Annotated in this window: 47 protein-coding genes; 24 read left to right on the top strand and 23 right to left on the bottom strand. The window is 39.9% G+C overall.

Annotated elements, in window-relative coordinates:
• Positions 1–10: 10 nt before the first annotated feature.
• Positions 11–1,168 carry a tyrosine-type recombinase/integrase gene (locus ABN099_RS06705; RefSeq protein ID WP_349462887.1) on the top strand — a complete coding sequence of 386 codons (1,158 nt, stop codon included), beginning with the start codon at positions 11–13 and terminating at the stop codon, positions 1,166–1,168.
• Here ABN099_RS06705 and ABN099_RS06700 read toward each other — a convergent pair.
• From ABN099_RS06700 to ABN099_RS06590, 23 genes are all read right to left on the bottom strand, one after another.
• Positions 1,160–1,348 carry a helix-turn-helix transcriptional regulator gene (locus ABN099_RS06700; RefSeq protein WP_129037156.1) on the bottom strand — a complete coding sequence of 63 codons (189 nt, stop codon included), beginning with the start codon at positions 1,346–1,348 and terminating at the stop codon, positions 1,160–1,162. The genes ABN099_RS06705 and ABN099_RS06700 overlap by 9 nt on opposite strands.
• 204 nt (positions 1,349–1,552) lie before the next feature.
• A complete protein-coding gene (locus ABN099_RS06695; RefSeq protein ID WP_349462886.1) occupies positions 1,553–1,759 on the bottom strand; it encodes a DUF4060 family protein in 207 nt (68 codons plus the stop codon).
• Between the two features lie 215 nt (positions 1,760–1,974).
• Positions 1,975–2,361: a phage protein NinX family protein gene (locus tag ABN099_RS06690; protein ID WP_349462885.1), complete on the bottom strand. Its 387-nt coding sequence runs from the start codon at positions 2,359–2,361 to the stop codon at positions 1,975–1,977.
• A 3-nt stretch (positions 2,362–2,364) separates the two neighbouring features.
• Complete coding sequence (locus ABN099_RS06685; RefSeq protein ID WP_349462884.1) at positions 2,365–2,541, bottom strand: hypothetical protein; 177 nt, start codon at positions 2,539–2,541, stop codon at positions 2,365–2,367.
• Positions 2,542–2,694: 153 nt separating this feature from the next.
• The gene (locus ABN099_RS06680; RefSeq protein WP_349462883.1) at positions 2,695–2,856 is read right to left on the bottom strand and encodes a hypothetical protein; all 162 of its coding nucleotides are present in this window, start codon (positions 2,854–2,856) and stop codon (positions 2,695–2,697) included.
• Positions 2,849–3,115 carry a hypothetical protein gene (locus tag ABN099_RS06675; RefSeq protein WP_349462882.1) on the bottom strand — a complete coding sequence of 89 codons (267 nt, stop codon included), beginning with the start codon at positions 3,113–3,115 and terminating at the stop codon, positions 2,849–2,851. Before ABN099_RS06675 ends, ABN099_RS06680 begins: the two co-directional genes overlap by 8 nt.
• Positions 3,115–3,402 (bottom strand): cyclic-phosphate processing receiver domain-containing protein, encoded by a 288-nt coding sequence (locus ABN099_RS06670; protein WP_349462881.1) that lies wholly within the window; start codon positions 3,400–3,402, stop codon positions 3,115–3,117. The genes ABN099_RS06675 and ABN099_RS06670 overlap by 1 nt, the downstream gene beginning before the upstream one ends.
• The gene (locus ABN099_RS06665) at positions 3,402–3,698 is read right to left on the bottom strand and encodes a hypothetical protein (protein ID WP_349462880.1); all 297 of its coding nucleotides are present in this window, start codon (positions 3,696–3,698) and stop codon (positions 3,402–3,404) included. Before ABN099_RS06665 ends, ABN099_RS06670 begins: the two co-directional genes overlap by 1 nt.
• A 36-nt stretch (positions 3,699–3,734) precedes the next feature.
• Positions 3,735–4,073, bottom strand: coding sequence for a hypothetical protein (locus ABN099_RS06660; RefSeq protein WP_349462879.1), 339 nt, complete (start codon positions 4,071–4,073; stop codon positions 3,735–3,737).
• Positions 4,074–4,101: 28 nt separating this feature from the next.
• The gene (locus tag ABN099_RS06655; RefSeq protein ID WP_349462878.1) at positions 4,102–4,857 is read right to left on the bottom strand and encodes a hypothetical protein; all 756 of its coding nucleotides are present in this window, start codon (positions 4,855–4,857) and stop codon (positions 4,102–4,104) included.
• A gap of 59 nt (positions 4,858–4,916) precedes the next feature.
• Positions 4,917–5,354: a single-stranded DNA-binding protein gene (locus tag ABN099_RS06650; protein ID WP_349462877.1), complete on the bottom strand. Its 438-nt coding sequence runs from the start codon at positions 5,352–5,354 to the stop codon at positions 4,917–4,919.
• Positions 5,354–5,929 (bottom strand): ERF family protein, encoded by a 576-nt coding sequence (locus ABN099_RS06645; RefSeq protein ID WP_349462876.1) that lies wholly within the window; start codon positions 5,927–5,929, stop codon positions 5,354–5,356. Before ABN099_RS06645 ends, ABN099_RS06650 begins: the two co-directional genes overlap by 1 nt.
• A 27-nt stretch (positions 5,930–5,956) precedes the next feature.
• Positions 5,957–6,649 (bottom strand): hypothetical protein, encoded by a 693-nt coding sequence (locus ABN099_RS06640; protein WP_349462875.1) that lies wholly within the window; start codon positions 6,647–6,649, stop codon positions 5,957–5,959.
• Between the two features lie 9 nt (positions 6,650–6,658).
• A complete protein-coding gene (locus ABN099_RS06635; protein ID WP_349462874.1) occupies positions 6,659–6,811 on the bottom strand; it encodes a hypothetical protein in 153 nt (50 codons plus the stop codon).
• A complete protein-coding gene (locus tag ABN099_RS06630; protein WP_349462873.1) occupies positions 6,808–7,065 on the bottom strand; it encodes a hypothetical protein in 258 nt (85 codons plus the stop codon). Before ABN099_RS06630 ends, ABN099_RS06635 begins: the two co-directional genes overlap by 4 nt.
• Positions 7,056–7,190, bottom strand: a complete 135-nt coding sequence (locus tag ABN099_RS06625) for a hypothetical protein (protein WP_255310961.1) — start codon at positions 7,188–7,190, stop codon at positions 7,056–7,058. Before ABN099_RS06625 ends, ABN099_RS06630 begins: the two co-directional genes overlap by 10 nt.
• A gap of 140 nt (positions 7,191–7,330) precedes the next feature.
• Positions 7,331–8,272, bottom strand: coding sequence for a cell envelope biogenesis protein TolA (locus tag ABN099_RS06620; RefSeq protein WP_349462872.1), 942 nt, complete (start codon positions 8,270–8,272; stop codon positions 7,331–7,333).
• Between the two features lie 22 nt (positions 8,273–8,294).
• The gene (locus ABN099_RS06615) at positions 8,295–8,570 is read right to left on the bottom strand and encodes a hypothetical protein (protein ID WP_349462871.1); all 276 of its coding nucleotides are present in this window, start codon (positions 8,568–8,570) and stop codon (positions 8,295–8,297) included.
• Positions 8,571–8,614: 44 nt separating this feature from the next.
• Positions 8,615–8,887: a hypothetical protein gene (locus ABN099_RS06610; RefSeq protein WP_349462870.1), complete on the bottom strand. Its 273-nt coding sequence runs from the start codon at positions 8,885–8,887 to the stop codon at positions 8,615–8,617.
• Positions 8,888–8,890: 3 nt separating this feature from the next.
• Complete coding sequence (locus ABN099_RS06605) at positions 8,891–9,082, bottom strand: hypothetical protein (protein ID WP_349462869.1); 192 nt, start codon at positions 9,080–9,082, stop codon at positions 8,891–8,893.
• A 57-nt stretch (positions 9,083–9,139) separates the two neighbouring features.
• Positions 9,140–9,394, bottom strand: coding sequence for a hypothetical protein (locus ABN099_RS06600; RefSeq protein WP_349462868.1), 255 nt, complete (start codon positions 9,392–9,394; stop codon positions 9,140–9,142).
• Between the two features lie 9 nt (positions 9,395–9,403).
• A complete protein-coding gene (locus tag ABN099_RS06595) occupies positions 9,404–9,721 on the bottom strand; it encodes a hypothetical protein (protein WP_349462867.1) in 318 nt (105 codons plus the stop codon).
• A 371-nt stretch (positions 9,722–10,092) separates the two neighbouring features.
• The gene (locus ABN099_RS06590) at positions 10,093–10,740 is read right to left on the bottom strand and encodes a LexA family protein (RefSeq protein ID WP_349462866.1); all 648 of its coding nucleotides are present in this window, start codon (positions 10,738–10,740) and stop codon (positions 10,093–10,095) included.
• Between the two features lie 80 nt (positions 10,741–10,820).
• Here ABN099_RS06590 and ABN099_RS06585 point away from each other — a divergent pair, with 80 nt between their 5' ends.
• From ABN099_RS06585 to ABN099_RS06480, 23 genes are all read left to right on the top strand, one after another.
• On the top strand, positions 10,821–11,006 hold the full coding sequence (locus ABN099_RS06585; protein WP_349462865.1) for a Cro/CI family transcriptional regulator: 186 nt from the start codon (positions 10,821–10,823) through the stop codon (positions 11,004–11,006).
• Positions 11,007–11,165: 159 nt separating this feature from the next.
• Entirely contained in the window at positions 11,166–11,513 is a 348-nt protein-coding gene (locus tag ABN099_RS06580) for a hypothetical protein (RefSeq protein WP_349462864.1), read from the top strand.
• Positions 11,514–11,769: 256 nt separating this feature from the next.
• Positions 11,770–12,864 (top strand): replication protein, encoded by a 1,095-nt coding sequence (locus tag ABN099_RS06575; protein ID WP_349462863.1) that lies wholly within the window; start codon positions 11,770–11,772, stop codon positions 12,862–12,864.
• On the top strand, positions 12,864–14,240 hold the full coding sequence (locus tag ABN099_RS06570; RefSeq protein ID WP_349462862.1) for a replicative DNA helicase: 1,377 nt from the start codon (positions 12,864–12,866) through the stop codon (positions 14,238–14,240). Before ABN099_RS06575 ends, ABN099_RS06570 begins: the two co-directional genes overlap by 1 nt.
• Before the next feature lie 19 nt (positions 14,241–14,259).
• Positions 14,260–14,520, top strand: coding sequence for a hypothetical protein (locus ABN099_RS06565; RefSeq protein WP_349462861.1), 261 nt, complete (start codon positions 14,260–14,262; stop codon positions 14,518–14,520).
• A 216-nt stretch (positions 14,521–14,736) separates the two neighbouring features.
• On the top strand, positions 14,737–15,186 hold the full coding sequence (locus ABN099_RS06560) for a hypothetical protein (RefSeq protein WP_349462860.1): 450 nt from the start codon (positions 14,737–14,739) through the stop codon (positions 15,184–15,186).
• On the top strand, positions 15,179–15,391 hold the full coding sequence (locus ABN099_RS06555) for a hypothetical protein (protein WP_196571716.1): 213 nt from the start codon (positions 15,179–15,181) through the stop codon (positions 15,389–15,391). Before ABN099_RS06560 ends, ABN099_RS06555 begins: the two co-directional genes overlap by 8 nt.
• Complete coding sequence (locus ABN099_RS06550) at positions 15,384–15,764, top strand: hypothetical protein (RefSeq protein WP_349462859.1); 381 nt, start codon at positions 15,384–15,386, stop codon at positions 15,762–15,764. Before ABN099_RS06555 ends, ABN099_RS06550 begins: the two co-directional genes overlap by 8 nt.
• 18 nt (positions 15,765–15,782) lie before the next feature.
• Positions 15,783–16,049, top strand: coding sequence for a hypothetical protein (locus tag ABN099_RS06545; RefSeq protein WP_349462858.1), 267 nt, complete (start codon positions 15,783–15,785; stop codon positions 16,047–16,049).
• Between the two features lie 111 nt (positions 16,050–16,160).
• Positions 16,161–16,313 (top strand): hypothetical protein, encoded by a 153-nt coding sequence (locus ABN099_RS06540; protein WP_196573799.1) that lies wholly within the window; start codon positions 16,161–16,163, stop codon positions 16,311–16,313.
• Positions 16,306–16,596, top strand: a complete 291-nt coding sequence (locus ABN099_RS06535) for a DUF1364 domain-containing protein (RefSeq protein WP_211838584.1) — start codon at positions 16,306–16,308, stop codon at positions 16,594–16,596. Before ABN099_RS06540 ends, ABN099_RS06535 begins: the two co-directional genes overlap by 8 nt.
• On the top strand, positions 16,593–16,958 hold the full coding sequence (locus ABN099_RS06530) for a RusA family crossover junction endodeoxyribonuclease (protein ID WP_211838583.1): 366 nt from the start codon (positions 16,593–16,595) through the stop codon (positions 16,956–16,958). Before ABN099_RS06535 ends, ABN099_RS06530 begins: the two co-directional genes overlap by 4 nt.
• On the top strand, positions 16,945–17,139 hold the full coding sequence (locus ABN099_RS06525; protein WP_349462857.1) for a hypothetical protein: 195 nt from the start codon (positions 16,945–16,947) through the stop codon (positions 17,137–17,139). The genes ABN099_RS06530 and ABN099_RS06525 overlap by 14 nt, the downstream gene beginning before the upstream one ends.
• On the top strand, positions 17,136–17,975 hold the full coding sequence (locus tag ABN099_RS06520) for an antitermination protein (RefSeq protein ID WP_349462856.1): 840 nt from the start codon (positions 17,136–17,138) through the stop codon (positions 17,973–17,975). Before ABN099_RS06525 ends, ABN099_RS06520 begins: the two co-directional genes overlap by 4 nt.
• Before the next feature lie 148 nt (positions 17,976–18,123).
• Positions 18,124–18,366, top strand: coding sequence for a hypothetical protein (locus ABN099_RS06515; protein WP_349462855.1), 243 nt, complete (start codon positions 18,124–18,126; stop codon positions 18,364–18,366).
• Between the two features lie 33 nt (positions 18,367–18,399).
• Positions 18,400–18,723, top strand: coding sequence for a hypothetical protein (locus ABN099_RS06510; protein ID WP_161750384.1), 324 nt, complete (start codon positions 18,400–18,402; stop codon positions 18,721–18,723).
• A 175-nt stretch (positions 18,724–18,898) separates the two neighbouring features.
• A complete protein-coding gene (locus ABN099_RS06505; protein ID WP_049199107.1) occupies positions 18,899–19,204 on the top strand; it encodes a phage holin family protein in 306 nt (101 codons plus the stop codon).
• Positions 19,201–19,593: a M15 family metallopeptidase gene (locus ABN099_RS06500; RefSeq protein WP_215941846.1), complete on the top strand. Its 393-nt coding sequence runs from the start codon at positions 19,201–19,203 to the stop codon at positions 19,591–19,593. The genes ABN099_RS06505 and ABN099_RS06500 overlap by 4 nt, the downstream gene beginning before the upstream one ends.
• A complete protein-coding gene (locus ABN099_RS06495) occupies positions 19,590–19,967 on the top strand; it encodes a hypothetical protein (protein WP_349462854.1) in 378 nt (125 codons plus the stop codon). The genes ABN099_RS06500 and ABN099_RS06495 overlap by 4 nt, the downstream gene beginning before the upstream one ends.
• The gene (gene lysC / locus ABN099_RS19045) at positions 19,855–20,109 is read left to right on the top strand and encodes an Rz1-like lysis system protein LysC (protein WP_110229449.1); all 255 of its coding nucleotides are present in this window, start codon (positions 19,855–19,857) and stop codon (positions 20,107–20,109) included. Before ABN099_RS06495 ends, lysC begins: the two co-directional genes overlap by 113 nt.
• A gap of 288 nt (positions 20,110–20,397) precedes the next feature.
• Complete coding sequence (locus tag ABN099_RS06490; RefSeq protein ID WP_432807492.1) at positions 20,398–20,661, top strand: DUF2560 family protein; 264 nt, start codon at positions 20,398–20,400, stop codon at positions 20,659–20,661.
• Positions 20,662–20,715: 54 nt separating this feature from the next.
• Positions 20,716–21,099: a hypothetical protein gene (locus ABN099_RS06485; protein WP_349462853.1), complete on the top strand. Its 384-nt coding sequence runs from the start codon at positions 20,716–20,718 to the stop codon at positions 21,097–21,099.
• A complete protein-coding gene (locus ABN099_RS06480; RefSeq protein WP_349462852.1) occupies positions 21,100–21,570 on the top strand; it encodes a DNA-packaging protein in 471 nt (156 codons plus the stop codon).

The following is a 21,570-nucleotide window of genomic DNA, read 5'->3' as shown; positions in this document are numbered from 1 at the left end:
TTTACCCAAAATGCTAACTGTAAAGCAGATATCATCATTTAAGGCAAAAGATAAACCGTATAGGGTTTCTGACGGTAACGGTCTTTATCTATTTATACCAGTAACTGGCGTCAAAGCTTGGCAAATGAGATATCAGTTTATGGGTAAAGAAAAGATATATTCTCTTGGCAAGTTGTCAGAACTGTCTCTGCAGGAAGCAAGAGAAAAAGCATTTGAGTTAAAGAAAGAACTAGCAAAAGGGATTGATATCAATCAAGCCAAAAAAGAAGAAAGCAACAAAGATCTGTTTGTTGATGTTTTTAATGAATGGTTTGATTATAAAAAAGACACATGGTCAGAAAAATACAGAAAAGAACTTCAATCTATGTTTTCATCCGACATCTTACCAATTTTAGGTAATTACAAAATGGATGATATCGCACCGACGTTGCTTCTAAGGGTAATAAGGAAGTTTGAAGAAAGGGGAGCAATGGAGAGAGCCAGCAAAGCTAGGCGTAGGTGTGGAGAAGTATTTAGATATGCAATTATTACAGGAAGGGCAAAGTACAACCCAGCACCTGATTTAGCTGATGCAGAAAAGGGATATAGAAAGAAACATTTCCCGTTCTTAACTAAAGAGCAGATCCCCGACTTCAATAAGTCGCTTCAATCTTTTACTGGTAGCATTATCAGTAAACTAGCCACTGAATTCTTACAATATACAGCAGTAAGAACAAAGGAAATGAGAAACCTATTGTGGTCTGATATAGATTTTGATGGAAAAACTATAAACATTAGACCTGAGGTAATGAAAAGTAGAAAGCCTCACATTGTTCCGATGTCAAAACAGGTTGAGTCGCTTTTGCTAAAAATGAGATCAATGACGGGTGATATATCAGATTTTGTTTTTGCTGGAAGAAGTGATAAAAGAAAGCCGATCAGCGAGAACTCTGTGTTAATGGTTATCAAACAAATCGGCTACGATGGTCTGGCGAGCGGTCACGGTTTCCGACATCAATTCAGTACAATATTGAACGAGCATGGTTTCAACCGTGATTTAATAGAAAGGCAGTTAGCGCACGTTGATAAAAGCACCATTCGTGGCGTTTATAATCATGCTGAGTATCTGGATAAAAGAAGGGAAATGATGCAATGGTTCGCTGATTACATCGATGATATATCACGATGACATCAACTTTCTTTTAAGCTCCAATACATCTGAATATAACCATCTTGACCTACCGTGTATCTTTGTTGATTCCGGTAGCTTTCCTTCTTTTATGCGATCATAAATAAATGTTTTCTTAAACCCAGTGTCTGACATAATAAATTTTAAATCGACTAGCGAGTCTGGTTGCAACCTATCCATTCTTCTCTTCCTTTTGTAATTTCCGCAAATAATACGATAGAACCATCTTGTCCTGATAGTTCATGTGATTTATAGGCTTAAACCTTGGTGTGTATTTATCGAGGATTTGAGTCATTAACTTATCACTTGGCACTCCGTGGCTTCTTATTTCTATGAGGCACTCCCTTGCTATTTGCCGCCGCGCGTTTTCCATTGCCTGTTCAGTCATAGTCTTTGCCTTTTATTACGCAAAGTAACCATATATGATTTACGACAGTTTTCTATTTCGACGGGATAGATGTCCTTTCCTATCTTTATTTTGTGGCTAACGATTATTCCTGTTCTATTATATTTCTTTTTATGGGCTTCCAGTGCCTTATTAATAGCAATCCGTTCTGTGGGCGTGACTTCACCGCGAATTATCAATCTCATAATTCACCTATGCTATTTTCTATTTATTTAATATTTGATTTGAGATGTTTGATTATTAAACTCGATAGCCTTTAACTGATATGTTTTCGTTTTTCTTTCTAACTATCCATACTTGCATATTATTAAGTGAATATGCGCATTCCTTATATTGAAGGTCAATAAAATTAGATAGGCACCAGTGTGAGTATGCAATTAATTCAATATCATCTTTATTTTTAACTGTTGTTGTTATTCTCATTCTCAGCATCCTTAATCATTAAGAATAATTCCATAGCTGCGCGATATGGGTTATCGTTTATAACTTGCGCTTTTTCTATAAACTCAATACCAGATGGATAAGGACGTAGAGTCCACTCTCCATATCTAGCGCACCAGAAATTACTGTCACCAGCAAGTAGGTTAATTTTATTCTCAATAATAATCGGCATTGCGTCAGTAGGGTTATTGCATGGGTCGAAAAAACGATAACAAAACGAGCCATCAACAAGGAATTGGATAATATCCATTGTTTGCTTAATTACATCGTATTGCGTTTCAGGTAAAACAAATTGCGTTACTAATAAATTAATCTCGAAATCAGATAGTTCGGTGTATTTACTCATTTATTAATCCTCAACAGTTATTTTGTAATTTCCTGCATGTGACTTCTTACCGTACGCCGTTTTTCCGTCACCAGTAGCCACAGCTAACGCATTAACGTCTGGTTTATTACTGATAATTGTTTTTGCTGCTTCAAGAGCAAATAAATACTCATTATCTTTACATTCAATTGTTATTTTCAAGAATCACCTCTCCACAAACAACCTCAACATTTCTCACTGACATTAAATATTCAGCACGTTTATTGCATTCCGATTGCGTGTATATATCTTCCGTTACAAGCACAGCAGAACCCTGTATTAGCATGAGTAATACATATCCGATTATTTGCATGGTTATTTAGTTTTATATGTGTGGGCTACTTTGAATTTAGAGTTTAGGATATTAGCTCTTTTTTCTGCATCTGAATATGAAATAAATCCTTTCTCAATCATATTCCCATTTAATAAAATAACTGGCTTTCCGTTAATTAGTTCGGCTTTGTATTTATTATTCATTTTTTATTTTCACTCCATTGCTGATTAATGCCTGATTAACTAAATCTTCGTCATAACACCAAGTTTCGCAATTTTCATTTGCAATAAATGGCTCTGGTAATTCAACCTCCAAACTCTCGCGTGATGCTTGCCATCCCAATTGAAACCCAGCCCATAAAGTGAATTTCTGGCTATCATATCCATGAGTATTTTCAATAAATACGGTTTGTTCTTTATATAGTTTCTCGAATACAGCACGAGCATCGGCTAATTTATCCATCACTTCACCTTTTTAATATTTTCGATTGCCAATTCCATTTTATGACGTGCTGACGAATTAGAAGAGTGAACAATAATTTCAGGCGCTTTAAATCCATTTAAATAAACCTGTTCTTCAATCCATAATAAAACGTCATAACCTGTACCGCGTTCATCATCACCTAAATCATGGTCTAGGCTAATTAGCTCAACCTCACTAGTTTCCAGTAATTTAATTGCTTCATTAGGCCAGTAAACGCGAACAAATCCCTCTGGCGTTTTACGCTCGTCGTCGAGATAGACTTTCATCACTCCACCTTTTTAGCTGAAAACACAGGGTTAAACTCAATCTCAACGCTAAACTTGCCTTTACACACATCGTCAATCCAAACAATAAAACACACTGGCCATGGAACTTCCCAGCCGTCGTGATGATTATGGTATTCTTCCGCACAATCACTGACGCAGCACTCTAAATCAACTCCACTGGAGTCTTTCTCATAGCTGTTATTATCAAGTGTGTATTTTTCATCATCGGTTATTTCGCATAACTCGGTTTCCATGTTCACCGGTTCTGCGTCAACGTAATATTGAACTATTGCCATTATTCATTCCTCTTCATTGCATCCCTGCGAGTTAAATTAAGCTGTCCGTAGCTTTTCGATTTCAGGGTAACGCGAGCGAATTAATTTAAATGCCTCATCTAAACTAATTTCGCCTTCCATTCGCTTATCGAACCAAGCTTGAATATCTTCTGAATTCCCGTCACTATCATCTAGGTCATCAAAGATGTTTACATCAGTTCCCCACTCTAACGCGCCAAGTAACCAGTCCTTAGCTTCAATTGATTTCCCTCTTTCTATTAAAAAAGATGCAATTTGAATAGTTAAGGAGAGCCTGACCATGATGCATACATCAATATTTGCCATTGCTGCTCTACCTTGAAGTGCGTTAATTTCTTCTTTGAGCTTATCTGTCATATCTATCTCCTGTTTGCATCCTTGCGTACTAAACTGCCAATTGCAGTTGGTAATCAAAGCGATCTCTTTCTTCACAATAATCAAGTGAACTTGCGCTATTGTGAGACTCAATTCTTTCTACCAAAATCGACGCTCTTGTTTCTTTTGAAGATGGTGAATATGCACCTTTCCACGCTTTATCTATTCCGATATTTCTTGCTACGTTTGTGCTGTCTGCTGAAGCTAGCGGGAGTTGGGTGAATATTTGCGGGTTAAGCATCCTAAGACCATGTAATTTAGTGATTGGGTACCCATTCTCATTGACAATATGACGCATCAAATCCTTCATCCTTGCGACAGCTGAGCGAGGGCGCTTGACGTCATACTCTCCACAACTGCCAATTGCGACACGCGGATATTCGTTACACAACCTGATAAAACGCTCGTCGCTTTCGTTCATGTGCCAAACCGGAACTCCGAAAAAATCACCGTGTGGCCATTCACCCAGAAGTGCTTCGTTTTCTTCCTCTCCTCCATCAATAACATCTGGGATAATCGCAAAATCGAAACGAGGGTGGTTTTTCCACTTACTCACAAATTCATAATAATCAGACCAATCAATTTTGTTGTTTCCCGCTGCTTTCCATGCAGTAAACGCACCATTGTCTACGGCAAAAGACTGACATATTTCAGACGCTAAATTTAATTGGGAGGGGTGAGCAAAACTGACAAATGCATGACGAGCTTTCCATGCTTTAATCGCGCATGTGTCAGGTGTAATAGGCCCACCGTGATAGTGAATCATATTTACTCCTTTATTGTTTGCATCCTTGCAAATATATCCTTTGGTTAAACGGGGAGGGGTCAAAAAGGGATATCGTCTGAGAAATCCATTGGTGGCTCAGGATATTGTGGAGTTTGTTGTTTGGGTTGTTGTGGCTGACCCCACCCTTGATTCTGCTGTGGCTTCTGGCTTCCTGCCTGATTACCACCGTTACCGCCAAAATCCAATTGGTTAACGATAATTACTGGTGCTGATTTTTTCTCACCGTTTTGACTTGTCCATTCTTCCATGATGAATTCACCAGTTACCGTAACCTTTATTCCTTTGGTTAGGTGTGGAGGTAGCTTTTCAGCTTTAGGACCAAACATCTTGCAGATAACCCAAGATACTTTTTCGTGTTCTCCGTAACCTTGTTTCACTGGCAAACTAAAAGATGCAATCGCCTTGCCATTTGGCGTCCATCGTTGTTCGCAATCTTTACCTAGATTTCCACTTGCCGTTATTGTGTTAATTGCCATTAAGCAGCCTCCAACTCTGATTTCCTAATGTCATAAACTTCTTTCGCTTTTGCTTGTTCTGGTGTGTTGTCAAGTAACTTCCATGTTTTACCAAATTCAGCCTTTAATGTTTTTATATTGCTAATATTCATGGCATTTCCAGTAAACTCAGACAAAACAGCATCAGGATTAAAATTTCTTTCTTGTTGTTTATGCTCGTTACTATCCGCATCCTTCGAATCATCAATTGCAAAAAGTCCATTTAAGCAATATTTACGAGCATAAGAACTTGTTGCCCCTGTCACCTGAGCGTCATCCATCCCTTTTTTTGACATTGGCTCTCTCGCCATCGCTGTTACGCTGTGAGAGTACTCTCCATCCGTTATAGTCGCAGTCGATTTGACATAAGTTCTGTCGCCAACAGCAACAACATCATCCGTAATGCTTAAGACTAACCCATCAAGTAATGGCTTAACTGATTCAAGAATTCCTTCGCAACTCCTGTATGCGTAGTTACCGAATGAGTTATTTAGGTTCTTAGGGGCCTTTAAGTTTTGCTGAATACCGGCTATCTTTTTGTAGAATTCTTTACTCATAATTACCTCCAATAAAAAACCGCCAAACTAGGCGGTTAATTGAAATGTCAGACGTTTATGAATAGCTCTAACTCTATCTACGTCTCCCTTGCAATACTCTGCTACAACTGAAATTTTGCCGTCCTTAACAAAATCCCAAACTTTACTACCATCTATATCCTCGCCTGTTTCAGAGCCTTTAGCGTCCAATCCAAGAACAGAGCAGAGCTTATCTAACGATACACGTCCATTATTACCAGCCCATACAGCCATCGTGTCGAATATAGCTTTATCCCATGGTCTAGCTCCGAAAGGGATCACTCTCGGAGGTTTAACTCCAAGAACAACAGCGCGTTGGAATAGGAATTTAAGATCAAACTCAGCTACGTTATGACCAATAAATACAGGTGGTATGTTTTTTGATGGGTCGTAATTTTCGTCAATTAACTCAAATAAATCAGTGATGATTCTCTTTTCATTAGCTAGATAATCTTCCGCGTAGAAAGTTTTGGTATCTCCGTCATTAATTGCTACACCAATTACGCAAACATGACCCAAACCACCATCAAAACTTGTTTTTTTCCAGTTTTCTTCACCAACAATTTCACGATTTTCAGCTAGCCACGCATCAATTGATTCTTGCTTCTTGTAATTACCAGGAGCGGTCACATCATCTATAAATTTTTGCCTAACCATTGGGTCTTGTGATGGTATAGTTTCGATATCAATATAAATATTCATTGCAGTTCCTTAATTAAATTCACCTTGAAAGTCTTTCATTGGTATCGACAATCCTTGTCGTCCTAGCACTTCCGTTTGATACATAAATTCATCGTGTTCGCGTTCCTGCGATTCTTTACGCTTCCTGCGTAATTCTTCTAACCATTGTTGACGTCTTGTCATGCAACCCTCCTTAGCAGAGCCATCTTAGAAACAGGTGCATCCTTGCTTACTTCATTGACAATCCTGTCAATCTCTTCCTTATCGAACTGCATAATCCATTGCAGGGCTTCCACGGGGTCAATTTCCGTTAATTTAGCCAGCTCAGCGAAACTTCCTGTCTCAATACTGAGTTGGCTACTTTCGTCAAATTCCATGACTGTTTTGCCGTCTGTGTTAACCCTCATTCCTTGAGCATTTTTGAAGGCTATTTGCATAAACCCTCCTGATAGCTTTCTTTGAGCAATTCCATTGCTAACCACCAGATATCCTCACATTTCTGGCGAATAGCTACCTGCGCCTGAGCTTGCGCCAGACGGAAAATATCTTGGTTAATTTTCATAATTTACCTTGCGATAATTAGACTTAATGAAATGACTGCGAATAGAAGTAGGGCGCTGAATATAGTGTCTATGTTCATGCGAAATTCTCACTATTGAGATAGCGATTGTTATTTGGTTTCTCTGGTGTTGGTGCGGTGGGTTAGTAGTGAATTTTTACGTTTGATACTAAGTTTTTAGCGATAGCGATAATACAGTTCTTGGCGCACTCTTCTGGAATGCCAGCATCAATTAAATCCTGCATAGCTTGATTGTTAATTGTTTTCTGATGTTCCTTATCAGCCTGACGCTTAGCATCTTCCTGACGCTTGCGTTCTTCTTCTGCTAGTCGTGCCGCTTCAATATCTGCCTGTTTTTTACGCTCGGCTTCAATAGCTAATTGTTTCTCGCGTTCGGCTCGTTCCTGAGCTTCTTTAGCGTCACGCTCAGCCTTTTCCTTAGCTTCTTTTGCTGCTTGTTCTGCACGTTGAATTGCTTCCTGCTTTTCACGCTCTGCACGTTCGGCGGCTTCTTTTGCTTCACGCTCACGCTTAGCTAATGCTTCAATTTCTTGCTGTGCTTTGCGTTCAGCTTCAAGCCTTGCCTGTTCCGCAGCTTGTCGCTTCATTTCTTCTTCACGAGCAATACGTTGGCGTTCTTCTTCAGCTTTGCGTAAATCAAACAGCTCGTTCATTTGCAGAGCCTCTTCATGATCAACTTCGATTTGCTTCTTAAGCGCTTCGGCTTCTTCACGAGCCTTTTCTTTCTCTTCCCACTCTGTTAATGGTTTGCGAATATCTGTGCTTAATGCATCTAGTTCGTCACGAAATAACTTACGACTAGCATCAACTTTTTTGGGCAGCTCTTTTAACTTATCGACAACTGCTTTACCTTCCTTGTCGATATACGTTTTTGTTTGAGCAACTTTGTACGCCAGAGATGCAAAAGCCTTTCGGTTTTTAGCTACTGAGAAATCACTGTCGAGTTCTTTACGCTCTTCTTCTGCAAGAGACTTAATGTGCTCTAGCATTTGATTTACTTCTTCTGGCGCTGTAAATAAATCTAGCGCCGTTACCTGTTCAATTACGACTAATTCATTTGCCATTTATTGGCTCCTTATGTGCGTATTAATCTGGTATTTTCATCCATTCGGTAGTTTTGAAGTGCTTAACTCTCCTATCGTCATGAAAATAGAATCCTAAATCACCACCCCAGCAATCCCCTGATAAATATCTAACGATAAGTTTTGTTCCTTTTGCATTTCTTATCAAAATGTCATCATGTGATATTGGTGGCTTCTCTTTACTGAAGTCTATCCACGCAATCGGATTATGAATTTCCATTTCCAATTTCTGCTCTTCTGGCTGTGTGCTTATGGCTTTTTTGTTTTTAAATGGCCACATGGGTTCCTCACTATTAATAGCGATATGAATGATTAAGCGGTGGGTTACTGCTGACCTAGGGCTTTTGCGATTGCTAAATTGGCTTTCTTGAATGTGCAGTCATTTGCCTCTTGCAAGAAGTGCTCCTGACATAATCCGTTATGGTCTATGCTGCATTTATCGTAAGACTGGACTAGCTCAATTAAAGCCTCTAATAACTCTGGTGCTGCTGCGATTAGATTGTCATCTTCTATATAACCGTAACTTTCAACAACGAGACTTCCATCAGAACCATATATGAATCCGTCTCGAGCTATCCATGGACTAGGTGTTCTCATATATCACCCCCTAGCCTTTAACATTGCATCTGCCATTTGATATGATGCTTTAGCAACCCATGCTGCGGATTGTTCAGTTACATTATCAATCATGCAGTGGTTGGATAAGATTCCATTCATAGCCTCAGCAGCTAGATAGTCTCTAAAAGAAATATCAGCCAACATCAATTCTTTAACTTCCGCTTTATCTTCCATCTCTATCTCCTATCTATTAATCAACTCACCACAGCCCACAGAATGGACTGTAATTAGTTAACTATTAGCAAGTAGACCTTGTTCTGTCGGTGTCAAATCACTGACTTTCTTCACTTCAAATCTTTTATCTAGGAAGTCGAATTTATCTTCATGACCCCAAAATGGAACAACTAACTTCTGACAAAATAAACCTCTCTCCATAGCGTCATCAGCTCTTGCGAAGTACATAAACGAGCCAGCCAACTCATTAGAGACACGAGATACTTGATCTGCTGTTCTATACATAATTTGAACTCTATTTGATTGAACCATATTATTCTCCTATCTCGCCGTTACCACGAACTCACTGCTCGGCTGTTTTGTTTTAACTCCTGAAAATACCGCTACATTAGGTAAGCAACAGTTATCTACCGATGGTTTGAATTTAGGTTCAATATTTCTAGTAACTGGTATGTGACTTAGTGACAGTGTTTTTTCTACTGATGTAAGTCTTTTTTCCTGAGGGAATACTGATTCTAATTTCAATTCAATATTCTTTTTTGCAATAGCTTCTGCTTTCCGTCTGGCGTGACGTCTATTTGCAGATGCTCCACGTAAAAACTCAGGCTTGCGTGACTTTTTAACTGTAATAGTTGCCATATATCCTCCAAACAGTTGGCTTTAGTGAGCACAGGGATCGAAACCATGTTATTTCTGTTTATACATGGGATATTCTCCATGTCGGGGCAAATCTCTCTATGGTGGGAGTGAATGCCCTGTGCTCATTAAAACCTTCTGAGAAGGTTGACGCTTTATCAGCGTCACCGTTCTGATAGCTAATACACAGCTCGCCATCATCGTTGTTAAAGAACATCAACGTGCTGTGTTCCGTTGATGAGTTAAATTTAAGACATCTTAAGTTTTAAGTCAATAGTAATTTTAGAAAACTTAAATATTTTTTCCAGAATACTTAAACTGAGAGGGTTATTTGAAAACAGGAAGCCCTCGGATGAGGGCTTTAGGTGATAGGGTTATGGTAACTTTTTTATTCTTGCGTCAACTACAACACCAATTATTTTAAAATTTCCATTGATTGGTATTAGTCTATATTGAGGGTTAAGAGGTTTTAAATACTTAGAACCTGCGTCAGAGATGTATTGTTTAAACGTTGCCTCATCATCCAGCTTAGCAACAACTAACTTTCCGCTGATTAGCTCGGCATTAGGGTCAACTAGGATCACCATCCCTTCAGGTATACTTAGCCCTGATGGTGATGTCATTGAGTCACCAATAACATCCAGCCAAAACGAATCCTCAGAGCAGCTAACCGTGGTTTCATACCAGTTATCTACTGATCTTCTATGGTAAGGTTCAATAGCCTCACTCCAATTTCCAGCACTAACCCAGCTAATAAGAGGGTACTCTCCTCTGGCGTGATGAAACTTAGAGAACTCAACGTTTCCTATGGATTCATTATTTCCATTAATTAGGTACTCAGGAGTGCAACCAAGAGCGCTAGCTAGTGCAATTAAGTTACCTCCGTCAGGTTCTGTTATCCCTCCCTCCCATTGCGATATAGCAGATCCACTAACTCCAACCTTCTTACCCAAGTCGGATTGCTTAAGTTTTAACTCTTTTCTTCGCAACTTAATGCGTTCGCTAATATTTGTCTTATTCATAATTAAGTTATCTTAAATCTTCTTGACTTAAGAGTCCTAAAAATACATAATTTAAGATGTCTTAAATGGAGGTTATAATAATGCTCAAAGATGAAGCAATTAAATACTTTGGTTCACAGCGCGCTATCGCTGAAAAATTAAATTTATCTGATTCTGCAGTTTCTCAATGGAAGGAAATAGTTCCAGAGAGGGTGGCGTTAAAGTTAAACAGAATCACGAACGGAAAACTTAAATATAAACCTGAGCTTTACAGCAGAGTTGCATAACTCAATTGTTCTTTAACAACGCAGGTTCTTGACTGCTACGGAGTCGCTGATAAAGCGACAGATTTACCCACCAAACAAACAATCCGCTCATATGGAATGAGCCACGGATCATTACTGCTGTTCCCAACATGGGAAGTAATCTAAGAAGGAATTTAACAAATGGAACTATCAAAAACTATCAAAGTTGAATGTTCGTCAAATGAATTGATGAGCTTCTATCTAAAACAAATGTATTCAGTCGGAAATAACGGGCTGGCAAAAATGCTAGGCGTTCATCCATCAACTTCAAGTCGTGATAAAAATCGAATATTTGAGCTTGCTTGCAAAGCAATAACAGAGCTTGGATTACCACCTGATTCAGTCGCTATTAGTGAGAAACCAACAAAGGTTGTCATTGAGGGTGATTACGCAGAGAGATTGATTCAAATGCTTGAAGGTAAGGGAAAGGTTAAAAGAAAAGCCCCAGCGGTAACTGAGGCTTCTCAACAAATGGACTTAACCATTTAAACTAACAAATACACTGTATCAATAACCAGTATTAAAGGGAAGCTGATTTTGAGCTTTCCTTTTGCTGATACAGCTTAGGAATAAGGGAATTATACCATGAAACAACGATTTAATCATAGTGCTGTGCACAAAAACAACGCTAGAGTTCGTGAATATCGTCTAGTCACTCAGGATGGTGTTAAGTGTCTAAGAGCAATACTTGAAGACGCAAAAATACGCACTGAACATCGTCAACAGGTACTAGGAGGTAAGAGCGATGAATAGCAATGTTGCATACGCTGACTTTGGTAATCAACGACGGCTAACAGAGGTAAAAGTGAATGACGGTGATGACTTCATTAAAACGCCTCGTCAGGTGAAGAAATACATGATGAGCATTAGCAATCAGTATCTTACTTACAGGCAGTATCGGATCATTGATGCGCTCATCGAGAAAACGTGTGGTTGGCACAAAGATTTTGACCGTATAACTAACACCCAAATAGCTCAGATGATAAATCTACACCACACCCATGTAAGCAAGGAAATATCACAATTAGTTGAAAGAAAAATTCTTGTTAAACAAGGTAATAAGGTGGGTATAAATAAAAATGTCAATGAGTGGGTTTTAGATATTAGCCAAACCAGCAAACCATTAGCCAAACCAGCTAATAAAAGGTTAGCTAAAACGGCTAATACAGATAAGCCGAATCAGCTAAACACAATAGATACTTATTCAATAGATAATAAAGATAAGATCCCCCTTACCCCCGTTGGGGAAAATATCGCTCTAGAAATTCTCGATTATTTTAATCAGCTAACCAATTCTAAATTTCAATCTACGGAACCCATCCTAAAAGCGCTTAACACCATCAAGGCAAAAGGCGAATGCTACACACCTGATGAAATTAAACTTGTGATGGAGTGGGCTGTTAAGACCTGGAAGAATGGAAAAGATTTAAAACCGCAGAGCTTGTGTCGAATGACTCGTTTCGATGGCTACCTTTCAGATGCGCTCAAGTGGAAAAATCGAGACGGTATCAATCCTGTCGATTGTCCTCATGAAGAATTAATCAAAATCTGGAACAAATACGTTCCTGAAAGAGCCATTGATTTTCATGAGTGGACATCACGCAGACCTGCTTACAAAGATTTGGAAGCTGTCTGGAATGGAAAAACTAACAAAGGGCAGTGGCGTGAAGTAAAACACATGGACACCTGCTTCAAGCTGATATCTCAATCAAGTTTATTCACTGGCTTGCAAGACAAGGGGTGGTTAACGCTTGACTGGATCTTAACACCGACAAGATGGTCGCAAACCTACGAACAAGCTAAACGAGAATACACCGAACGCAAAAAAGGGATTATTTAATGGAAAATAAATTCACGGATTATTATTCAGAGCAGGCTGTCATTGGTGGAATACTGATTGCTACATCTGAAACCGAAGAGATTGCTATCTCAGCTATCGAAAGTTTAGTTGCTGATGATTTCACTTCGTCATCTCACAAAGCCATATTCAATGCTATGCAGAGCCTTGTTAGAAATGGCTCTAAGATTGATTTGGTTTTACTGAATGGAGAGCTTGAGCAACAAGGCAACTCAGGCATTACTGGCGGGTTCGGCTATCTTGCTGAATGCACTAAAAACACATCAAGTATTCAAATGTTACCTGGTTATGTTCAGAAAATTAAGGATCTAACCACGGCACGAAAAACGCTTGCTGTTCTCAATGAGGGTATTGCGAAGATTAGCTCATCAAACGTTAGCAACCTTGTTGATGTTGTCGGTGAGGTTCAATCAACAATCTCATCAATGGACACAGGTAGTGTTGTTGAAACACAGCACATCATGGACGGTGTGAATGAGTCGATAAACATCCTTGAGTCGATGATCAACGGCGATATCTGGAAATATAAAACTCAGTTTGGCTTAGCCGATATCGATAAAGCATTTGGTGGATTTAATAACACCGATTTGATTGTTATTGGTGGACGTCCTGGTATGGGTAAAACCATGTTCAGTACAGCGATTTCCAAAGCAATCGGATTGAAGCAAAAGAAACCTGTTGTTTTTTATAGTCTTGAAATGCCGTCATGGCAGATATCAGAACGCATTTCATTTCATCACGCAGGGGTTAACAAGCAAGACTTACTTGGTGAAGATAAATCTAAGATCAACATGGACGAGGCTTGGGCTAAGTTATCTCATGCACTTGCTGACATTCAGGAATCACCAATTTATATCAATGACCGGCCATCAATGAGTATTCATGAAATACGCGCTGATGCTAGAAAAATGCACAAAAAAACGGGCGGTTTAGGTGTCATTATCGTTGACTACTTGCAGAAAATGAAAATGACCAACCCTGAAAATATGAATCAGTCAGTAGGTGAAATTGCAACAGGACTAAAAAACCTTGCGAAAGAGCTTAAGTGCCCCGTAGTAGCACTGGCACAATTAAACCGAAACTTAGAACAACGCACCAATAAGCGCCCCGTTAATGCTGATTTGAGAGAGTCTGGCGTTATCGAACAAGAGGCTGACGTTATCTTCATGATTTACCGTGATGAAAAATATCACCCCGACACTAACCTGAAAGGTATCACTGAGGTTATTTGCACAAAATCACGACACGCACCCGGTGCAGAAAAAACATATTACTTCACTAATGCTCGCGGTGGTTTAGATCAGGCAGTTTTAAGCAATCTAAGCAACGAATACGCAGATGAAGAAATTGAGTGTTAACACGCAAGAGGATTTTTAGATGAAAGGAACAACGTTAACAGCGCTGAATGAGGCCTACTTGCGCCAAGGTAGATTTATAGCTGGTCGATATATTCATGCGAACATTAAATATTTCATAGATAAAACAGATGCAATATTTTTTGAGCTTGAACTAGCAGCTGATAAGCATAGGCCGAGAGGCAAGGCGTATCAGAGAATCAATGATATTGAAAACGCCTCTAGAATGGCGAAATTTAAAGCGTTACAGCTAAAAGTAACGGTAAGAAAGGGAGGCATCTAATGCAGGGAACTAATTGGAAAGATAGCAAATGTCATTTTTGCAATTCAGAAAAGTTGGAAATCAAGACATTGCTCAATAGCACGTTTGTTCAGTGTAGAAAATGCTATGCAAGAGGGCCAGTGGCAATCACAGATGATGGCGCTGTTATTTTGTGGTTAAAAGGAGGTAAGGATGCAGGAAACTAATTGGGTTAAGGTGAGTGATAAGGAGATGTAATTGACAAATGATATCTGTCTCCACAAATCCAACCTCAAAGGCATTTTCAAAACCCTCTCAGAAGTAACAGAAACCGGTAAGCGGTACCGAATCAAAATCACCGAATGGCGTGAACTTAGAACAATACCAATGAACAAAACATGGCGAATGTGGGTAGAAACCACAGGCGACTGGCTACGTGCGCGTGGTGTTGTCATTGATATTAAAAATGGTGCTGGTGAAGTCGTTTTATCAAAACCAATCACTAACGAAGAAACCCATGAGTATTTTGTCGGTCACTGGTTGGGTCGTGATGAAAACGGAGAGCGCGAGAAAACTAGCAGGATGGATAAAGCGAGGATGCTCATCATGATGGAGAAACACGAAGCATGGTGTATTGAAAAAGGCATTCCGATCATCATCCCGAGTGACAGCGAATATATGAAACTTAAGGATAAACAAAATGAGTAAATACGACAGACCATGCAAAGGCGTAACAATCGATGTGTATGACGTTTTAAAAGCATTTGAAGTCACTAATCCAGCATTACAGCATTTAATTAAAAAAGCTCTCTGCGCTGGATTGAGAGGACATAAAGACAAAGAGCAAGATTTATGTGAAGTGCTGGCATCCGCACGACGGGCTATTGAGCTGGAGGCTGGAAGCAATGGCTAGAGATAACTTCCCGATAGAAAACGCAATCACAATTATTAAATCTGTAAGGCATTTAGAGTTATTTGACACCAAAACAGCTCTCTTAATGACAGGTTTAACGATTAATCAATGTCGAGAAACAATCATGCACCTCAAAAAGATAGGGGCAATAAGAAAATCTGATAAAAGTGCGTGGAAGTTTGTCGTTTGTGATAACGCGATACAACTAATTAAATCATACGCCGACGATAGAGCGGAGGTAAAGATAGTTAGACAAAAGGCGAGAGAGTTTAAAGCGCGGCCCATGAAATTTGTCGATAAAGCCAACGTATCAGGCATGGGTAATCCGATGCTGATGAAGTTTGATTCATTATTGAGTGGGGTGAGAGTGTGAAAACCAAGTCAACAAAAAATGGAACTGGTTAAGTTTGAAAGAAACGAAAATCTATTTCTTAAGGAATATAACGTTACTCACAATAGTGCGACTACAAAGTTAGAGCAGAAAATATCTATTGCCAGAGATAACTTTGGAAAGTTTGAGGTAGATATTGAAATGGATGGATTCCCTCGTATTAGTGATGAAACCGAAGCAATGCTCAAATACGGAGAGTGGATAGAGCGATTAGGTATTGCCATTAAACGTGAAGCTAAACGTGCGGTAAAGCGAGGCGTTCAATGAACTGCATGTCATGCAATAGACCACTCACAGATAATGAAATTTATGTGTGTAGTGGGTGTGCTGATGAATACGCTCATTTGGAAGTGATGGATAAAATCAAAGGAGAGGGAGATGAGTAGCGAATCATTACGAAAAGCACTTAAAGAAAATCCTGAATGGGTAAGGCGATACTTGAAGTTAGATAAGCCATCAAAAATACGAACCCGCCACGTAATTCTATTCTTTTCGATTGTCACATTATTGATGGGGATCGTGTATGGCTAACTTACGCAAAGAAGCTCGAGGCCGTGAATGCCAAATTAGAATACCGGGAGTGTGTAACGGTAATTCTGAAACTGTCGTCTTAGCTCATTATCGAATGTCTGGCATTTGTGGTACGGGAATAAAGCCTAATGATATTTTTGGCGCTTGGGCATGTAGCGCTTGTCACGATGAATCTGATAGGCGCACTCACTATGTTGATGCTGAATATGCAAAGCAATGTCACTTAGAGGGCATTATTCGCACTCAGGATATTCTCATCAAAGAAGGGAAGATTAAGGTATGAACGAGTATCACTTAAAATTGCCGTGGCCACCGCAAACAAATCACTTATACACAATAGCAAGAGGGAGAAAAGTAAAAAGCACTAAAGGTAGAAAGTTCAACGATGCAGTAATTACTCAAATCACCAAAGCAAATCAGCAGTACAACCTATCTGGCAAGTTAAAAATAAAGATTATTGCCAACCCTCCAGACCGAAGAAAACGCGACCTCGATAACCTCCTTAAAGCTCCATTAGACGCACTGACGCAAAGCGGTGTAATTGCTGACGACAGTATGTTTAAAAGCATAAAGATTGGCTGGGGTGAAAAAGTTAAAGATGGCTCATTAGATATCACGATATGGGAGATAGATGATGTTCACTGACTTAATCTCAGCAATTGAAGAAGCCAGATATTTAAAATCCAAATCAGGCGGTCGAGTTAACTTCTGTGTAATGCAGGTTATGGACTATATGGAAGTGGTAAGCGGGCTGATGGATGGTGTCAGGGTTTTATATACAACTGCGAATGATGATTATCACACAGTATTACCGGAGGCGAGATGAGACTTGCAGATTTGCCAAAATATTTTTCACCAAAAAGCATTATGTTTAGTGACTCTCCATCTGCAACAGCGACTGATAATCTAACAATCACTGATGTAATGGCCTCGCTTGGTTTGGCGACCTCTAAAGCGAGAATGGGGATTGAGTTGTTTTTGGCGAAACAAGGGATCAATCAACCAACTGAAGCAGTGGAGAGCATTCATCAATATGCAATAACTCAGGCTCACAAATATAGTGCTATTGGAAAACTTAGTGAGAATGATAGAGGAACACTTCTGCAAATACTCGCAAATTATGCATTTCAGGATTATGCAAGAAGTGCAGCTAGTAAAAAGGCATGCCCTGATTGTGACGGTGGGTTTATTGAGGTAGAGGTATTTACCACTAAACAGCACACTCACTTTGCAGCTAAAGAGATTATTAAATTCAGCAAGAAAATGGGAGTTAAAATAACTCCATCTGACTATTCAAAATACAGGGAGGTTAGAGAAAAAACTAAGGTGATCTGCAAAACCTGTAATGGGAAAGGTGAAGTGAGTCATTCGTGTCGATGTAATGGCAGAGGTGAAACTTTGGATAAGGTGGAAACGAAAAAACAAGGAATTCCAGTTTTTAAAACTTGCCCTAAGTGTTCAGGTCGTGGCTACTCAAGATTGCCGGCAGAAGATGTTAGGCGAGAGATATGCTCACAATTGTTTGCACTGCCAGAAACAACCTGGCGTAGAAACTTTAAACCATTCTACGAGATGTTGATTCAGGAATGCTTTAAGGAAGAGGCTAGCGCAGAAAAAGTTCTGCAAAATGTAACAAAAAGAGAAAATGAATACATAAATTAGCTTGTAAATAGAAATAAGTTGATCTTTTGGCGGAGATGGGCTATCGTGATTCTAACGATGGGTTATTGCCATTTCGTTAACGTTAAAAGAATTCAAGACCTCGCTTCGGCGGGGTTTTTTGCTATCTGCAATGGTAAGGTGTCTTTTGGTGAGTAAAATCACCCTTGCACTGCATGGAGAAGGCGCCTTAACCATTGTGGAGAATGCCAAGGCTGATTGGCTAACTCGCATGGGCTACTGCACTTATCAGGATAGAAGCACACACGCCATGGGGAACCTGAACGCATACACTCTCAGCGTATGCCTCCACAATTATTCCAACCATCCGGAATTACCGGATAGTTCACATTTAGAAGATCGCTTAGGCGGTCTTTTTTCGTTCAAGGTTTAATGATTTGTATTTTCAGTATAGAGGGTATAATTAATGCGCAATTTAATTATGAATAAGGATTATACATTTATGACTGAAATAGATTTCGAAGCTCTAGGTCGCTGCCATCACTTAAGGTCTAAGATTGCAGATGCGGCTCGCAAGCGTGACAATGCATTCAAAGGAATGACAGAAAAATACTGTCCAGACCCTAATCCATACGAAAGGGTTCATGAGGTAGATATTCAAGAGTTTCATCAAAAATCAAAAGAGTTTGAAATGGCTAATGATGAACTCACTGCGCTTGTGAATGAGTATAATAAGTGGGCGGAGAAGGCTGGTGAGCGACCAATGAAATGGTTTAAATCACGCTATTAATACTATTCAAATATAAAAGGTCACTTCGGTGGCCTTTTTCATTTCTGCCATATCGAGAATGTGCTCGAAATGGTTTCGTATATGCCGACCACAGAACAATTATCCTCGTTATCACATACACACAAGAGCTGTGAGTCGGCGTTCTATTAACTAATTCCTCCAAAAAGGAGGCGGTATGACACGAATGGACGAGAAAGACAAATTCAGTGCCACCGCATGGGGTGTCATATTCGCTATATCCCTATACGGCGGATTGGCTAGATACATTATTGACAATAAACGTAACGGTTATCGGTGGAGCTGGGTAGGAGCAATTATGCAAATGTTCGTATCTGGCTTTGCTGGGATGATGGGCGGTCTTATATCAATAGAGCTTAACGCTTCATTCTACTACACATTATTTACGGCTGGCTTATGTGGTTCCGCTGGCTCTTTAGCATTGGATTTCTTCTGGGATAAGTTTACAGGGGGTAAGAAGTGAGTAAATTTAGATTAAGCAGGCGCAGTGAAGAAAATCTCCGTGGAGTTCATCCTGATTTGGTTAAAGTAGTACATCGAGCATTAGAGATTACCGATATTGATTTTATGGTGATTGAAGGTAAGCGCAATGAAGCCCGTCAACGACAATTAGTTGCAAGTGGAAAAAGCCAAACGATGAATAGTCGTCACTTAACTGGTCACGCTGTTGATTGTGCCCCTCTGGTAAACAATCAGATCCCCTGGAACGATTGGTCATACTTTAAAAAAGTCGCTGATGCCATGATGCAAGCGGCGAAAGAATTCGGCGTCGATATCGAATGGGGCGGTAACTGGAAAACATTTAAAGATGGTCCTCACTTCCAATTAACCCATAAGACATATCCCGCATGAATACGCTAAATAAGGTATTAGCTGGATTACTGGCAATATCTGCATTCTGGCTATGGTGGGTAATAGATGACTACGACAAATTAAGCAAAGATTACAACACAGCAACCACTCAGTTATCTCGCCAGCAATCAATCACAGAAAACGCCAACCGAACATTCAGGATTATCAACAATGTCTCATCACTTAATAGCGAAGAGCGGAATAGGTCAGCCGTGGATTCTGAAAAAGTTAAAACGGTTATCAAAACTGTTCTTATCAATAATGATTGCGCCAATACTGCTATTCCTAATGATGCTCTTATCAGGATGCACGACTATTCAGAAAGAATACGTGCCAGTGGAGCACATAGCGATACCGGCACACCTAACCGCTGATTGTCTACTGCCATACATACCCGAACAAATGACATGGGGAGAATCGTTAATGTTAAACATCTCCCTGTTATCGGTTATTGAGCAATGTAACTCAGACAAGAAAGCAATACGGGAAATTGAACAACAACGAGCCTCGCAATAGCGGGGCTTTTTTAATGGAGAAACATCATGGCAGTAGAAGGTTCAGAGAATCCAGTTAAATTCCGTGAAGAACTGGATAAAAGCATTCCAAAAGAATAAAAAAGCCCAGCACGGGAGGCTGGGCAATACTAACAATATATCAATCAAAGTGTAGCGATAGCTACTTAGTATAGCTTAAGTAAATATATATATCAGCAATTAGATAAGTCGTTTATCCATTAAGGAGAGTGATCATATCTTGACTGCTAGGAACAGACTAGAAGCGACCAAAGTAACGTAGTGATACGTGATGATGGTTGCGATTAACTTCACACAGGAACATCAAATGACAGAAATTACAGCACAGAATCAAATGCGCTTAGAGCTACTCCGATTAGTTGGCAATGATACCGCAGCGGCTCAAGCTGCTATCGAGTTCGTAAAAGACGACGCTCTCAAGTTTGAGTTATTCAAAGACGCGTATAAGCAGTGTCAGACTGAAAGTGAGTTTGTATCACGAGCGCAGAAAGCAGCACGAGAAGCTCAAGAGGCACTGGACTTATTTGCAAAGTAGTTAATTACACAGCTCATTTACGAGTGGGCTGGATAATTGATTAAAGGAGGATATATGGCGCTGAAAGCAGTTAAGGAACTAAAGGTGCCGCTCTACGGAGTCAGGGTAATGGTTTTCTCCACCAAAGAAGCGGGCGATAAATTCCTTAAATATGAACGCGCATCGACCAACTACTCAGCCATGGTAAGCGTACTTCAGTGCTCACAGGGCATTGACTATATCGCCATAACATTCAGAACTATTGACGATTATTGTACTGAGACATTAACCCACGAGTGTGTACACGCGGCATGGCGGATTCTTGAGCTTGTTGGCATCACCGTATCGGTAGATAACCAGGAGCCTCTTGCTTATCTGGCGGGATGGCTGTCTCGTCAGGTTAACAATTTCATGATGAGCCACGTCGAACAGAAGAACAAAGAATCTACGGGGGAATAGATGGCCGCGCCAAAAGGAAACAGATTCTGGGAGGCTCGGAGTAGTCACGGAAGAAAACCTATATTCGAAAGCTCCGAGCAATTATGGAAAGCTTGTTGTGAATATTTCGCATGGGTAGAAGATAATCCGCTGTGGGAAGGCAAGGTATTTTCGTACCAAGGCGAAGTAATAAAAACAACGATACCTAAAATGCGCGCTATGACGCTGACAGGTCTTTGTTTGTTCTTGGATATCACCGATGAAACATGGAGAACATTCAGGGTCAGGGAAGATTTATCTGGGGTCGTAACGCAGGCAGAAAAAGTTATTTATGACCAGAAGTTTTCTGGCGCGGCTGCTGACTTGCTGAATGCCAATATCATTGCAAGGGATTTAGGGTTGCGTGATAAGCAAGAGCATGAAGTAACGGGCAGAGATGGCGGCGCAATTCAAATAGAAACGTCCCCCATGAGTTCATTATTCGGTAAATAG

The organism is Proteus hauseri (assembly GCF_040139125.1).
GTDB classification, from domain to species: Bacteria; Pseudomonadota; Gammaproteobacteria; order Enterobacterales; family Enterobacteriaceae; genus Proteus; species Proteus hauseri_B.
The sequence above is the reverse complement of the archived record's forward strand: the minus strand, read 5'-3'. Positions and strand labels throughout refer to the sequence as shown.